The organism is Aeribacillus composti, assembly GCF_007827555.1.
GTDB classification, from domain to species: Bacteria; Bacillota; Bacilli; order Bacillales; family Aeribacillaceae; genus Aeribacillus; species Aeribacillus composti.
The window spans coordinates 1-15,032 of the sequence record NZ_VISS01000046.1 but is presented as its reverse complement, the minus strand read 5'-3'; the positions used below and the strand labels follow the sequence as shown (position 1 = coordinate 15,032).

Sequence of the window (15,032 nt, the reverse complement as noted above, 5' to 3'; positions counted from 1 at the left end):
ATGACTATCAAGCTAAGCTAATGGAATACGGAATGAAATGTAGCATGAGCCGCAAAGGAAATTGTTATGACAACGCTTGTATTGAATCATTTCATAGGATAATAAAAAAAGAACTAATCTATCAGACTCGTTATAAAACAAAAAAGAGCATATTTGAGCATATAGAAATATTTTACAACAATAAACGTATTCACTCCGCAACAGAGTATTTTTCGCCATCCGAATACGAACGTATGTACAATAAAAAGGGAGCTTAATGAACATATTAATAGAATAGTTAGACCCGAAAATTTACCTTTTAAAAATAATTAGGACAACGTCGTAATTATTTTTAAAAGGCCACCAAGCGATAGCGCTGTAGCTGCTAAAAAAATTTTAAATTTTTGTGTCTACTTTATTGACCTAATATCATTTTTTTTAAAATAGAAAGGGCTAAAATTTTTGTTGCTGATATAAGTATTATAAATCCAAGCTCGAAAGACAGAAAGACCCCGAATCCAATTGTGTTACTTGCGTTAGGTTATGCATCTAAAGTGTTAGGATGGGAAAGAATTATATGTATATTTAATTCAGACTATGGGACTTATGAAGATTTGCCCTTTGATTTAAAATTTAGAAGACATATAGTATATAGTCTTAATGGAAAATCTGAAGTAAGGAAGTATTTGGCTAAAATATTAACGAAAACAATTCAAGAATTATATGTAAAAGGAATGTTAGATGATGAATTAAACGACTTCTTAAAAGTTCAGGTAGACACACAAATATTATCGCTCCTCAATAGTATTTATAAGATACTGTATGGATATATTGGTCAAAAAACATTCAGTAATTATGAAACAATATTAAATCTTGAATTAGATGATATTAAAGAATTGCTAAATAGAAAGTTTTTAGGGTTTCAAGTGTTTAAACATTATAGAACAGTATAGAGAGAACTACGTAATATCGCAAGACATTTTCTATCGTCAGCTTATTATAAAAAGGAGCATTCCTGTTAGAAGGTTTTTCGGGGACTTGAATAAAAAAAGCCCTCTTGGTATGATTCGGGGTGTCAATCGGATGAATTGACACCTAATTTGGATACCAAGGAGGACTATACATGAATTCTATCTCAATCAAGTCACCGATCAAACGCGAGTCAGTCAAGACTTTGTGGGAATTTTTTTAGTTCGCTGAAAATAGATGTAAGTCATAGGTTAGCGAACCATTTTTTTGAATTTTATCCGTAAGCGCTTTCGGATTCTCATCCCTTGCCATGATAGACCGATATGTATACCTTTTTTTACCATTCCTTGAGTTCAGGCAGGTCATGATAGATCGGAGACCCGGAAGATTGCTGCAAATATGGCACGTTATTCCACGTGATCTCCGGCCAAAGACGGCGGACGCGTTGTTTCGCCTTGTTCACGATCGTCTGTTTGGTGGATGTCGTCGACGCCGTTTCCTCCGCCGGCTGCGACGATTCTTCTCCGAAACGACGTCCGAAAAGACGAATCCCATCCATACCGGGCAATCATTGCCTTGAAAAACGCCCCGAGTCCCTTGTCTGTCCAACTGCGGCGGTATTTCACCCGATACGCCAACTGGCTTCTCACGCTTTCAGCCCTTCCCATCGGATACATGCCCGTTGTGTCCACTCCTTGCTCCTTCAGCCATTCCCGGTAATCTCGGATACATCCCGGCATCGATTCGATCCGGTGGATCAAGGCAGCCAGCTGTTGTTCTTTCGCTTCGTCCCCCAGCGTGCCGAGGGCTCTGTTCAGTTCCACAAGCAACCCCTCTTCATCCTGCTTCGCCGGCTTTTGCCGAATCGCCTGTCACCGTGGATGGCCCGAGAGGCATTAGCGCAACTCACGCGCCACGTGGAATCGATCAAATTGGAAGCAGACCCGTCCCTTGAAATACTCCCGGCACGCGGTAATCCATGGAGCGCCGTCCCCGTTGATGACAAGAAGATCCCGATACGGATCATAGGCATATTCGTTCATCAAAAATTCCTCGAAGCCTTCCCACACCTCCCTCTTGCCCTCATGGACGTAATGGCGCTGATTCACGAATTCGATCCGTAAGCCGTTGCGCTTCCACCCTTCGTGAACGATCAGGATTTGTCTTCCTTGGCCCGTTTTCTCTTCCCTTGGCGAGAGACAAACAGTCCATCGGCCTCCCACAAACAGCATCCGTCCATATTGCTGGTCAACCGGGCAGTGCAGCGGAGCTTCGGCTTCGAGCACCAACTGGCGGATCGCCTCATGGCTTATCACCGGATACCCGACCATCTGGGCAAGCGTACAAGCCGCTTTGCGATAAGAAGAGCACTCCACAACCAATCCCACCGCCGTTTCTTCTAGACAAGGACTGATTGACTGCGATCCATCAAACGCTAGAAGGGAGTCAAGCAAAAACGTGTAACGGTTTTGTTCTCGGTCTAAATAGTAGTTTCGCTCAAAGGTGACTTCGCCAAACAGGGTTTGAATCGTGGAGCGTCGTTTGTCTTTCAAGTGGTACCGGCGCTTGTCCCGGGTTTCCGCCAATTGTCGGTCGATGTCCTCCAACAAAGCCGTAAACAGCTCGGCGAAGGCGTTTTGCAGGGCCGAAACAAATCAAGTTCGATCTCTTTCCATGTCAACGAATTTGTGGTAAGATGTTGTTGAATATTCATGGGACTCTCTCCTCCTGTTTGATAGTGTGGTCAATAATCATCTTATCAGGGAGAGAGTCCTTTTTTCATGTTCCTGCTTGGGATCCTACCGCGCTTTCGCTTGGTGACCCCGATGAGGGGATTACGAACCTACGTTCCTACCCCCCTCATCGGGAATTCTAAGAATTTCTCCCACAAACATTTTACGCACACCAGAAAATATTTATGGAAAATGCAAAAAGGCTAGATAACGCTAGATACCATGCATGGTTTCATCATCATAACTCTGATTGATGGATTACTGTTGCAAAGAAAAAAGAAGGTAAATTCATCCAATATCATTACAAACCACAGGAATTGGCTGAAAAACTAACAGAATGGCTCGAAGAGGATGTTTATTTTAGCTAGAATACAATTTTATAAGCCTAGCCGACAAATTACGAATATAAGGCAATTAAAGTCGTTATATGTTGATTTAGATTTTTATTTGTTTAATTATAATTCGAACTGGATAATCGGCAAATTAGAATACGATTATTTTGGCCAATCGATTCCAGAGCCGAATATAATCATTTTTAGCGGTCAAGAAATGGTTTTAATTTGGCTTAAAGAGCCTGTTCCTTACAAAGCTTCACCGTTATGGCAAGCGGTACAAAATCACTTCTTAGAACAATTAAAAGAGCTAGGGGGCGACTCTAGGGCGGTTGATGCTTCAAGGGTATTCCGCATTGCTGGAAGCATTAATTCAAAAAACGGTGTAGAGGTAACAGGGCAATATCGTCATAAGGAACGTTATGTCTTGAGAACGTTAATTAAAGGAGAAATGATTTTTATGGAAACTTATACAACCCTCAAAAAGATTACTCCTTCCTATGACCCTTGGGAAGCTTATTTAGATATGAAGGAATACGGTGAATTAACATTATCAAATATAGAATTTACCACCACCACAATCTGCAATATGCGATGTGAGCATTGCGCTGTAGGATACACTTTATCTCCGAAAGATCCGGAAGGGCTGCCGCTCGATTTACTTTTAAAAAGGCTAGACGAAGTGCCGACATTGCGATCCCTTTCGATTACCGGCGGGGAGCCGATGCTTTCGATAAAATCTGTGGAAAATTATGTCGTTCCCATTTTAAAATACGCACATGAACGCGGGATACGAACCCAAATCAATTCCAATTTAACATTGGACTTGAAACGCTATGAAAAAATTATCCCGTATTTAGATGTTTTGCATATTTCCCATAACTGGGGAACAGTCGATGATTTTGTTGAAGCCGGATTTGCAATGATGAAAAAGAAGCCTCCATATAAAGAACGTGCAAAATATTTTGAACGAATCATTGAAAACTCTAGAGCTCTGGCTGAAGCGGGAGTAATTGTTTCAGCGGAGACGATGCTGAATAAACGGACGGTTCCTCATCTTGAAAAAATCCATAGACAAATTGTAGACGAAATGAAATGTCAACGCCATGAGGTGCATCCAATGTATCCAAGTGATTTCGCTAGCAATCTTGAAACGCTCAGCTTGGATGAGATACGCGAAGCAATTCATAAGCTCTTGGATATCCGCGACGAATCAGTGTGGATGCTGTTTGGAACACTCCCGTTTTACGCTTGCAGCGACAATGAGGAAGATTTAGCATTGCTGAAGCGATTGAGAGAAAGCAAAAACGTGACTGTTCGAAATGACCCTGACGGCAGATCCCGTCTCAATGTCAATATTTTTACAGGGGACATTATTGTGACAGATTTCGGCGATGTACCGCCGCTTGGAAACATCAAAAAAGATACTCTTTTATCAGCCTATGAAAAATGGATGCAATCCCCGATTGCCCAACAGCTGAATTGCCATTGTCCAAACGTAGCGTGTCTTGGACCGAATCTTTTAGTGAAAAATAGTTATTACCGAGACTTAGATTTTACAAAAAGAAAAGCGCGCATATAAATAAAAGGGCTTGGGCTTCTTTCGGCAATATATTTGCCTTTCGCCCGCCCTTTTCTATTATCTAGGCTGATTGGTAATAAGAAAGTGGAAGGATGCCCGATCCTGCACAGGAATCCATGCTCCAATGCCTTGTTGCGTAACATTTTTGACAACAATTTGCTTCTTGCTTCCCTTTAACATTAAATACACTTCTCCGTAAGTGACTTTTCCTTTTTCGTTGACAGCGGGAACGTATGCGTATAAATACCCCATTTTTTTCGGCGGGATATTATATACTTGATTTTTTTTCGTCCCGAAGCCGACAATTGTTTCAAATGCTAGCGGCATTTTCGATTTCTTTGCCGCCTTCATCAGCATCATTTTTTTGACATCTTTATGATCAGAAATTCTAGCGGTTAATCCTCCTTTTACCCGTTTTTGCGCCTCCTGTTTATAGCTAATTTGAACGGGCGACTTACCGCCTCGATTGTCAAAAAAGTTTGTATTGATTTTTTGATACTCCCAATTGACTGTTGTTTCCTCAGATTCATAATTCAATGCCCACCGTCCCAAGTAAATGGCGGCTCTATATCCTATGGCGGTTGGAGAAGGTGTAATGGAAGACTCATTTAACATTTTAATTAAAACAGGATTTTCAATCGGGACGTTGGATGTTTTGATTAACTCTTTTGTTAATTCACTTGGCTGTAAATAAGGAAGATTTTGACTCGGATTTGGATACGTATTTTCTTTTGAAATATCCATCACCGATTTGGGGATAGTTGGTGCTTCAGCGAAGCTTAAGCTTGAAAAAACCGATGCAAGCATGACTGAAATAAATAACGTCATTAGCTGTTTCATGTGGTTATCTCCTTTCAAGTAGCCTTTGCTTGTAGTTTTTTCAAGCTATTTGTATTTTATCCGCAAAATATCTTCCTATAATAGATAGAAGCCTATCCCCATGATGACATAAGCAGCAAGCAAAGTAGCCCCTTCAAACCAGTTCGTATCGCCGTCATTGGAAATTACAATCATGAGCAGTACTCCTGTCGCCATGGCAATCAACTCAGGAAGTGTAAAGACGAGCGGCATTTTTTCTGAAAACAGAAGCGAAATTAATACAAGCAAAGGCGCAACAAACATGGCAATCTGCAAGGTTGATCCGATGGCGATTTCAACCGCTACATCCATTTTATTTTTGTAAGCCATAATAATCGCAGACGCATGCTCCGCTGCATTTCCAACAATGGCAACGACAATTACCCCAATAAATAATTCACTCCAGCCAAGTTCATGTGCGACCGTTTCAAACGTATGTACAAGATTTTCCGAAACATATGCAACCGCAATTGTTGCCAAAAACAAAATGATGGTTGCGATTTTGCCAGACCATTCCGGGCTTTCGTGTTCTTCGATCTGCTCCTCTTTTTTCTGATAAACTCCCCGATGGGTTACCAATTTAAAAAACAACGCGGCTAAATAGAGCCCGATCATAATGATGGAAATGCCAATGCTTAACGTCAATGTGTCCGTATCATTCATTGTTTGTGCAAACACTTCTGGAATGACAAAGGCAACAATGACCGCAAACATTAACAATCCAGAATTATGTCTTGCGTCGTATTCATTAAACTTCTGCCGCTTGTACTTTAATCCACCAACAAAAAATGATAAACCTGCAACAAGCAGCAAGTTGCCGATTACAGAACCTGTGAGAGATGCTAAAACAACTGAAATTAAACCTGCTTTTAACGCAAAGATTGAAATAATGAGCTCAACAGCGTTCCCAAAAGTTGCATTCAACAGTCCGCCAATTCGTGGACCTGCCACAATCGCCAAGCTTTCTGTCGCTCTTCCCATAAAACTGGCGAGTCCGATAATCGTTAAACAATAAATTGCAAATAGAAGCAGTGCATTCCAATGCATCAAACTGCCAATAACGGACAACGGCAATCCAACAACAACCAAGATCGATAATATACGATTGAACATAAAGCTCACCACCCATATTTAGCAATAATTTTCCCGAAAACTTTGCTTACTTATTTTAACAAAAATTGTTTAAAATAAACATTTCCTTCTAAAAAAAGGCCGTTGACAATTATGGAAAAAAATTTGTCCGTAAAAATTATTTTTATTCTGACATAAGCACTATATTTTGATAAATCGAGCATTTTGCAAAGAGTCAGTCAAGACTTTGTGGGAACTTTTTTGATTCGCTGAAAACAGATGTAAGTCATAGGTTAGCGAACCATTTTTTTGAATTTCATCTGTAAGCGCTTTGGGACTATCATCCCTTGCCATGACAGATCGATATGTATACCTTTTTTTACCATCCCTTGAATTCAGACAGGGCATGATAGATCGGCGTCCCGGACGATTGCTGTAAATATGGAAAAATTAGAAAAGGCCATTCAAAAGATTAAAAATGAGATGAGACGTTGCAAAGAAGCGGGTTTTGTAGATGGTATTCCATTTTGGGAACAAGCGTTAAGTAATCTACTGAAAGAGAAAAAATAAAGGTCACTTATCCATTAAGGCATTGTAATTAGTTTCATTCTTTTAAGGATTTTCGAGTTTGTTGGTATTTAGTCTCCAGTAATAAAGTTCTAGAATACTTTATTTAATGGTATTTTTATACCAAAAATGAAATATATGGAACTATATTGATAAAATTAACGTCTATAAGTGTGATAGAAATTAATATACTAAGGAGGTAATTTAATATGCGTAAAAAAATTTTACTAGGGACTTTAAGTTTATCTTTGTTAGGAAGTACATTACCATCATACTCAGCGTTTGCGGCAGAAAAACAAGAACATTAAACGTCTATTCTCAAGGATATAATGTATCGTTATCAGAAAATCTAATTCAAACAGCTGATCAATATGTTGTTGTCGAAGAAAATAAATTTGTATTGAAAGATGAGAAAAAGTTAAAGGAGATTCTTTCTGAAAGAGATTTTGAGATTGTTAACAATTTAGTATCTCAAGCTAATAATAATTTAGAGACCATCAGTGGAGCTAATAAAGCGGTAGTAAGAAATATTGTTGTTGTAATGCCTAAAGACGTTTCAGCTAAAACTATTAGTTACGCTAAAGCTTCTGAAGGAAAAAGAGCAATTAAATTTCATTGGTGGGGAATCGAACTGTGGTTGACTAAGACTGATGTTCGAGCCATAGTAAAAGGTGGAATTTCTGGTGGTGCAGCATATCTAGGTAGTATATTTGGAATAGCTGGCGCAGTTGGAGGAGCTGTTGTAGGAGCCATAATATCTGAGTATATAACAGGTGTCCCGATTTATGTTAAATATACTTATGGTAATAAATATCCTCCTATTGTCTTACCTCAATAAAAAGGGTTGAAAATTATGAAAAAAGCTATTATATCTGCAATTTTTGCAGGATTAGTCGTTTTAATAGGTGAGTATATATTCACAAATAGCTTAATTAAGTTATCGGTTCAAATACCCGTGTTATTAATTGGTATTGTGCTGATATATAGGCTACTGGGAAAATAGATTGATACACATTTTCGCTGTATAAAATCTTTACAACATTCCCCTGTACTGTTTTAAGTGCAGGGGAATGAAGATAATTGCTAGTAATAGTCATATCCATTTTCTCCTTTATTTTTGATTTTATTTTAATTACTAACTCAACTTTCGCAGATAGAAATTGGCAAATAAGCCTTGATATAACTAGGAAGGCCTGCAATCCATTGCTGTAGTTGACTTTCAATGATTTTTTTGTCATTTTATTTATCTTTTTTAGGGTATCTTGAAGAAGCTCGATCAACTGCTGTAAAGCTACAGCCCAATCCAGTTCATTGATTTCATTGCATAGTTCATAAAAGAGACCGCCAATGGTCCGATCATCCGTGTTACCTCGAATTTGCCACGAGAGAACGATGTAACGAGTAAACACAATGGTGGTATGGCTGATAAGCAAGTCGAAAGAACGGCCTTGGAATTCTCCCTGAAGGCGCAACAGTGATTTAGTCGTCTTGAAAAATACTTCGATGTCCCAGCGTATTCCATAGATGCGCACGATTTCTTGTTCTGTCAGGGTACAATCGGTGCTAAGAATGGCCACCCATTCGTTTTTCTTGTTTCGGTTTTGAATGAAGACCACTTTAACTGGTATTCAATTTGCCATCACCGTGTGAATGGAACGAAGGATTCCTTTCTTTCCTTGAACCGGATTAGACAATCGATAGAGTTCTTTTAAAGAGACGGCTCAGTCCCCTACGAGATAGTGTTGATTGGTCGCTTTCACCATGCCGATCACATCAAGTCCCTGTTCCACGATTGCTTGAATGAGAGGTTGTTGAGTAAACCATGTATCCATCAAGACGTAACGGGCTCCAACCCTGCGGTCAAGGCACGCTCAAGCATAGCAGGGATTTGTTCTGGTGCTGTCTGTAATGCCTCAACACAGCATTTATCCCCTGATGTACGCTTATCTATTTTTTCTGAAATCCCATTGATTTGAGCCTTTTTGGAGCTCAATAAAGAAAAGTCAATCGGCATAACGGAGTAGCCGTCAGACCAGCCTAAAGTAAGCATACGAAAGCCTTTATAGAATCGCTTCCGGAGCGACGAGTGATCCATACAACGTGCAAGCAGTTCCACTTTCTTACTGCGATTCCGTTCAAACATCGAATCATCAATAATGAATACTTTTACCCGGTATTTATCTGTTAGGCTACTAACCTTGGCAATGACCGAGGAACTAAAGGAAAGTAGAACGGCGCCATGGTTGAGGAAACGGTAGACCGCATCCTTGACTGGCAGCTGATCCGCTTTTTTAGAGTCCAAAAGCCGGAACCAGTTCTTCTGTTGGAAAATGAGGCAAAACACCAGTTGAAACAAATAAGAACAGGTGAATCAGAGATTTTTTTGGATGTGTGCCTTTCGAAGATGTTTCAAGATTTCCAATTCGTTGAAAACGGATTTTAGTTTATTTGGTAATTGATTATTTTGTTCCTTCTGCTCTATCATATAGAGGACACAATGTGCAAAATACTCAAATCTAAAAAATACAACAGCAAGAAAAAAATTCTCGTTCCCCAATCTTATGTATGAAGTAGAAACCTTTCATCAAGTACAGCTTCGGATGATTGACGGTATACTATAACGTGGTGGTTTTTGCAAACATTTCACAACGTTATCGTGCTTGGACCTTCTTCCCTTTTTAAAAATGAGGACAGCCGCATGTGTAAAGCCTGTCGATCATTTTGTAAAAAAACCCCTTTATTTTAATCAGGCAATATAGTATGATAATTTTAACGAAATGACCAAAATGTCCATTTAGTCAATCAAGAGGATGAGGAGCATGGCTATCGATCGAAAACAAAATATTATTGATGCGGCGACAAAATCTTTTTCCTTATTCGGGTATAAGGCAACGACGATAGAACAAGTGGCGAAACTCGCGAATGTAGGCAAAGGAACAATTTATACGTTTTTTAAAAGCAAAGAGGATTTGTTAGACGAAATTATTTCCTCAGTTATTGTAGAAATAAAAGAAACGGCAGAGCATGCAATGGACCCCGATCGTCCATTTCTTGAAAACGCCCATCGCGCTTTATATCGCATTGCAGAGTTTCGAAAGCAACATCCACTAACAATTAAGCTTCTCCAAGAAATTCGGGATATCGGGACTCCGGCCGTTCAAGAAGTGATGAAAAGATTGGATCGGGCGATTATCGCCTTTATCCGCGAAAAAATTGACAACGCCATAAAAAAAGGAGAAATTCGCAACTGTGATTCCGAAATCACCGCCTTTTTAATGTTAAAAATGTATATCGCCCTAAACTTTGATTGGGAAAAGGAACATGAGCCGCTGCCAAAGGAGAAAATCGCTGAATTATTTGAGCTGTATTTTTTAAAAGGATTGTCGAAATAGATAGTCCTTCTTCTTTTATCATAAAATGACTAAATGAGCAAAATGGTCAAAAGTACAAAAAAGGAAGGAGATAACCGTTGCGTGGAATCTCATTATTTTTACATGAGCTAAAAATGATTGTAGCGAATCGGAAAATTTTGATTCCTGTTATCGCTATTTTATTTATTCCCATTATGTATAGCGGAATGTTTATATGGGGATTTGGAGATCCGTATGGCCACTTAGAGAGATTGCCGGTCGCTGTAGTCAATCAAGACAAAGGGGCAACATTGAATGGGGAAAAGTTAAAGATCGGCGACGATCTAGTGGAAAATCTAAAAAAGAAAAAGCAGCTTTCTTGGGAATTTGTTGACGAGAAAGAAGCGGAAAACGGATTAAAAAACCGGAAATATTATCTAGTTATCAAAATTCCAGAAAACTTTTCAAAGCACGCAACTACGATAAAGGACGAACACCCTCAAAAAATGGAGCTCATTTATATGCCGAATGAGAGCATGAACTTTTTCGCAGCACAAATCGGGGATAAAACCATTGAAAAACTGAAAGAAGAAGTTGGTGATACATTAACGGAAACATATGCCGAAACGATGTTCCAAAATATTAAGAAGCTGGCAGAAGGGCTCGAATCGGCAAGCGAAGGAGCAAAGAAACTGCATGAGGGCATTGATTCAGCAAAACAAGGAGCAATAAAGCTGAAGGACGGGGTTGATTCGGCCAAAGATGGTTCACAAGAGCTGTACAACGGCGCGCTCTCTGCGGAACAAGGAGTTCAAGAAATATATGGACATTTAAAAACGATGGCTGAAAAATCATTGATATTTAAAAATGGGCTGCAATCCGCTAGTTCCGGAGCCGAGCGTCTGAACAGCGGAATGAACCGTTTTAATTCCGGTCTTGACCAATTGATTGCAGCCCAAGAGAAATTGCTCGATGGTGCAGAAAAGGCAAGAAATGGTTCTCAGCAGCTGGCGGATGGATTAAAGCAATCACTTCATGGAATGAAACAAATAAATGAAAAAGCTCCTCAGCTCGCAAACGGAGCCGAGCAAGTACGAAGCGGAGCCAGCAATCTGTCGTCATCACTCGGACAATGGGCTAAGGGAGCAGAACAAACGAAAACGGGAGCGGCACAGGTGAGTGCCGGACTGGAACAGCTGACAGCCCGGCTTGATGCTATGATCGCTCAAACATCTGATCCGCAGCAAAAAACGGCACTCAAAGAACTGCGTGCAAGTGTAGGGCAGCTGGCGGATGGAAGCAAACAAGTAACAAGCGGTATAAGCCAGCTTTCCGAAAATGCTGCAGCATTGAAAGATGGAGCTGATCAGCTTTCTTCTGGATCAGCGCAATTGCATAGCGGAACAGTCGCTTTAAGCGACGGTCTCAAACGACTAGTAGCAGGGCAAGAGCAGCTCGCCGCAGGTGCCGAATCATTAGCTGGCGGACAGAAGGAGCTCTCCCAAGGATTATCGACATTCGGTGAAAAAATGAATGAAGCGAAAAGCGGAATAACCCAGCTGATGGAAGGAAGCGGACAATTATCAGCCGGCTTGCATGATCTCGCTTCCGGTTCTGATCAACTGCAAGATGGCACTAATCAGCTTGCTGCTGGTTCCGGCGAATTAGCAAACGGAATGGAAAAACTCACAAATGGGTTAGGAAACTTTTCACACGGAATCGAGCAGCTCTCTAACGGGTCTGGTCAATTGACGGAAGGAATGACGACGCTGGATAAAGGTTCTAATGAATTGGCAGAAAAATTGCACGATGGAGCCAAAGATGCCAGCAACGTCAAAGCGGACAAAGAAATATACGATATGTTTGCAAAACCTATTAAAATTAAAAACGAAAAATTAAACGAAGTTCCTAACTATGGAACGGGGATTGCTCCGTACTTCTTATCGCTGGGATTGTTTGTCGGCGCCTTGCTCGTAACAATTGTGTACCCTCTTCGTGAACCAGCAACTACACCTAAAACGGGAATGAGTTGGTTTTTTAGCAAGTTTGGTGTTCTCGTTATGATCAGCGTCATGCAATCGTTGATAGCCGATACAATTTTACTAGCAGGAGTAGGCATTGAAGTGCAAAGTATTGCGAGATTTATCGTATTTACGATCATCACAAGCTTAACGTTCATGACGTTAATTCAGCTGCTTGTCACAACGTTAAGTGATCCGGGAAGATTTTTAGCAATCATTATCTTAATCTTACAATTAACTACAAGCGCCGGTACCTTCCCGTTAGAGTTAATCCCAACAGCGTTGCAGCCGCTCCACAACTGGCTGCCAATGACATATTCCGTAGCCGGCTTCCGTTCAGTCATTTCGAGCGGCGATTATGCGTTTATGTGGCAAAATGCATTTATTTTGCTCACTTTTATGATCGTGTTTGTTCTCGCAACGATCACCTACTTTACAATCCAACATAAACGCCGTTTTAGCGAGGCCGTATAACATTTTGTTTTTGAATTTGCCGGACGAACTTTTACACCTTCGACTCTAGCGTAATAACTGAAAGGAAATTTTTCAGAACTAAATGTGGTAAATCGGCAATGCCACAATTCCTCTTCATAAAAATGAAATAGAAGCAGATCTCTATCATCTGCTTCTATTTTTTGTTGAAACTTTTATTCATTCAGCGATTCGCCAAAAAGGCCTTCAAAAATGGATTCTTTTATAGGACGACGAGGGGTTGGTGCCTCTCTTTCCTGCAGGCTTTCCGGCAGAGCTTCTTTTTCCCCTTGATAGCCAATTGCAATGAGCGCATTGATTGCATACTCTTCAGGGATGTTTAAAACTTGACGTGCTTTTTCAAAGTCTATGCCTGTCATCGGATGCGTAATCAAGCCTTTTCTTGTTGCTTCTAATGATAAATAGCCCCAAGCTGCACCTGCATCAAAAGCGTGGGAACCGATTTCCCCCCGCTCGCTAGTCTTTTTAGAAATAATCAAGGCAAAAACCGGGACGTTTTTGCACCAAATTTGATTAAACTCGCCAATGAATGACATAAATCTTTTGCGATCTTCCTCTGTGCGAGCGATAATAAAACGCCACGGCTGGAAATTGAAAGCAGAAGGCGCCCAGCGTGCTGCTTCAAAAAGGCTTAGTAACACATCCTCCGGAACCTCTTTAGTTAAAAACGAACGCGGAGACCAGCGTTTTAAATAAATAGAATCAATTTCATATTCGGCCTGGCGGGCAAGCTTCGTTTGTGTCATCACATTACCTCCTAGAAATCAGATCGGAATTATACACATTTATTGTATTACATTTTTTCTAAAAACAATTTTTTTGCTCATAAAAGCTTTTATTTTAGTTCAAATGTTTCCGTAATGTTGATGCTGCCTTCTACTGATTGAACCATTGGACAATTTTTGTGCGCCAGCTCCAAGCATTTTTGAATTTGCTCACGGTCCAAATCCTCGCTGGAACTTGAAATGATGAAATGAAGATGAATTTTTTCAATTCTGTTCGCTTTTTCTTCGTTCCGTTCAACTTCAGCTTGAATCGTAATATCGTCATAAACGATTCTTTTTTTATCTAAAATTTTTCTGAAAACACTTCCGCTGCAGCCAGCAATGGCGGAAACCATCAATTGAAATGGACGGAATCCGTATGTAACATCACCTGCCACATGCAGTTCTCCGTATTCAAAAGTTGTTTTATATCCAATTTCCTTCATTTGAAATTCCATGCTGTATCATCTCCTCCATTAATATCTACAATTTTATTGTAATTGATTAATTTTTTTATTTGCAATTAATACAAATTGCGGGAAAAAAATTAAAAAATAAGTTGAACATCTACTCCATCTGTTATATAATAGTTTCAAAATAAAAAAACTGTATCATAACATTATAGAGGAGAGGGGAAAAATGATGAAACGGCAGGAAAGAAAAAATATGATTGATTTTATTGAAAAAATAGGAAATATTGATCGGGAAACGCTTATGTACATGACGGATGCGGACATTGAACACATTTATGCTTCTATTTATGATCGATATTTAGAAATGGCTGAGTAGAAAACGCAAAAGAAGCCTTCCGCCGCCGGAGGTCCGATGCGAACATTCCCGCAAAAAAAGAAGCTTAAACGCGCAGACACTCACCTCTTGCCGAACTTTATTTAATATAAAATTAAAGCTCTGAACTCATGGCAAACATAGCTAAATTCTTGCTGAATACAAAAAAACCTGGGCTGTCGAAAAAGTCGACAGCCCGGGGAATGCGCTTGATAATATCTCTTTTAATGGTAGCCGTTTTGACCGTTCGCACTTCCGCTTGTTTTATGCTTCGGCTTGGATTTTGAGTTTTGCTTGTTGTGTTGACCGCCTTTTTTTGATTGCTTTGCCACTTGTATGTCCTCCTGTTTACGTCAATTTTTTCAGCCTCATTTTTAATATGACCATGTGAAATGAAAAAAAGTCTTCGAAATAATGGCGGCCTTTATTAATTACTGTAGATGAGCAATTTTCATAACAATAATTACCATACCAAAAGAGACAAACAGGGTATCCCTTATGCCACATGGAGCTGTTTTTTGACAACAT

12 protein-coding genes and 2 pseudogenes are annotated in these 15,032 nt (G+C 39.9%); 8 read left to right on the top strand and 6 right to left on the bottom strand.

The genetic code is table 11. The features are described 5' to 3' along the window. Both FB379_RS17335 and FB379_RS17330 read left to right on the top strand, forming a co-directional pair. The coding region (locus tag FB379_RS17335) for an integrase core domain-containing protein (protein WP_144598509.1) at window positions 1–257 on the top strand (257 nt) is incomplete at its 5' end. A 276-nt stretch (window positions 258–533) separates the two neighbouring features. Beyond that, entirely contained in the window at window positions 534–932 is a 399-nt protein-coding gene (locus tag FB379_RS17330; protein ID WP_144598508.1) for a hypothetical protein, read from the top strand. Window positions 933–1,355: 423 nt separating this feature from the next. On the opposite strand, the pseudogene FB379_RS17325 reads toward FB379_RS17330, so the two are convergent. Continuing rightward, window positions 1,356–2,555, bottom strand: a pseudogene (locus FB379_RS17325) (ISLre2 family transposase). Between the two features lie 918 nt (window positions 2,556–3,473). Between FB379_RS17325 and yfkAB the strand changes: the two are divergent. Then, entirely contained in the window at window positions 3,474–4,595 is a 1,122-nt protein-coding gene (gene yfkAB / locus FB379_RS17320) for a radical SAM/CxCxxxxC motif protein YfkAB (RefSeq protein ID WP_063386763.1), read from the top strand. A gap of 57 nt (window positions 4,596–4,652) precedes the next feature. Here yfkAB and FB379_RS17315 read toward each other — a convergent pair whose 3' ends face one another. Both FB379_RS17315 and cax read right to left on the bottom strand, forming a co-directional pair. Further along, window positions 4,653–5,402 (bottom strand): YfkD famly protein, encoded by a 750-nt coding sequence (locus tag FB379_RS17315; RefSeq protein ID WP_395994375.1) that lies wholly within the window; start codon window positions 5,400–5,402, stop codon window positions 4,653–4,655. 108 nt (window positions 5,403–5,510) lie between these two features. Beyond that, on the bottom strand, window positions 5,511–6,566 hold the full coding sequence (cax, locus tag FB379_RS17310) for a calcium/proton exchanger (protein WP_130156871.1): 1,056 nt from the start codon (window positions 6,564–6,566) through the stop codon (window positions 5,511–5,513). Between the two features lie 399 nt (window positions 6,567–6,965). On the opposite strand from cax, the gene FB379_RS19055 reads away from it, so the two are divergent. Continuing rightward, window positions 6,966–7,094: a hypothetical protein gene (locus FB379_RS19055; RefSeq protein WP_277874815.1), complete on the top strand. Its 129-nt coding sequence runs from the start codon at window positions 6,966–6,968 to the stop codon at window positions 7,092–7,094. Window positions 7,095–7,491: 397 nt separating this feature from the next. Further along, window positions 7,492–7,929, top strand: a complete 438-nt coding sequence (locus FB379_RS17305) for a hypothetical protein (protein ID WP_144598507.1) — start codon at window positions 7,492–7,494, stop codon at window positions 7,927–7,929. 302 nt (window positions 7,930–8,231) lie between these two features. Here the strand turns inward: FB379_RS17305 and FB379_RS17300 are convergent. Continuing rightward, window positions 8,232–9,576 (bottom strand): annotated as a pseudogene (locus FB379_RS17300) (IS4 family transposase). A gap of 334 nt (window positions 9,577–9,910) precedes the next feature. On the opposite strand from FB379_RS17300, the gene FB379_RS17295 reads away from it, so the two are divergent. Further along, entirely contained in the window at window positions 9,911–10,483 is a 573-nt protein-coding gene (locus tag FB379_RS17295; protein ID WP_066247743.1) for a TetR/AcrR family transcriptional regulator, read from the top strand. Window positions 10,484–10,560: 77 nt separating this feature from the next. Beyond that, window positions 10,561–12,936, top strand: a complete 2,376-nt coding sequence (locus FB379_RS17290) for a YhgE/Pip domain-containing protein (protein ID WP_144598506.1) — start codon at window positions 10,561–10,563, stop codon at window positions 12,934–12,936. Window positions 12,937–13,109: 173 nt separating this feature from the next. Here the strand turns inward: FB379_RS17290 and FB379_RS17285 are convergent, their stop codons facing one another. Both FB379_RS17285 and FB379_RS17280 read right to left on the bottom strand, forming a co-directional pair. Then, complete coding sequence (locus tag FB379_RS17285) at window positions 13,110–13,700, bottom strand: nitroreductase family protein (protein ID WP_063386768.1); 591 nt, start codon at window positions 13,698–13,700, stop codon at window positions 13,110–13,112. An 89-nt stretch (window positions 13,701–13,789) separates the two neighbouring features. Next, window positions 13,790–14,176 (bottom strand): OsmC family protein, encoded by a 387-nt coding sequence (locus tag FB379_RS17280; protein WP_063386769.1) that lies wholly within the window; start codon window positions 14,174–14,176, stop codon window positions 13,790–13,792. 181 nt (window positions 14,177–14,357) lie between these two features. Here FB379_RS17280 and FB379_RS17275 point away from each other — a divergent pair, with 181 nt between their 5' ends. Continuing rightward, window positions 14,358–14,507, top strand: coding sequence for a BH0509 family protein (locus FB379_RS17275; protein ID WP_375338764.1), 150 nt, complete (start codon window positions 14,358–14,360; stop codon window positions 14,505–14,507). Window positions 14,508–15,032 lie beyond the last annotated feature (525 nt).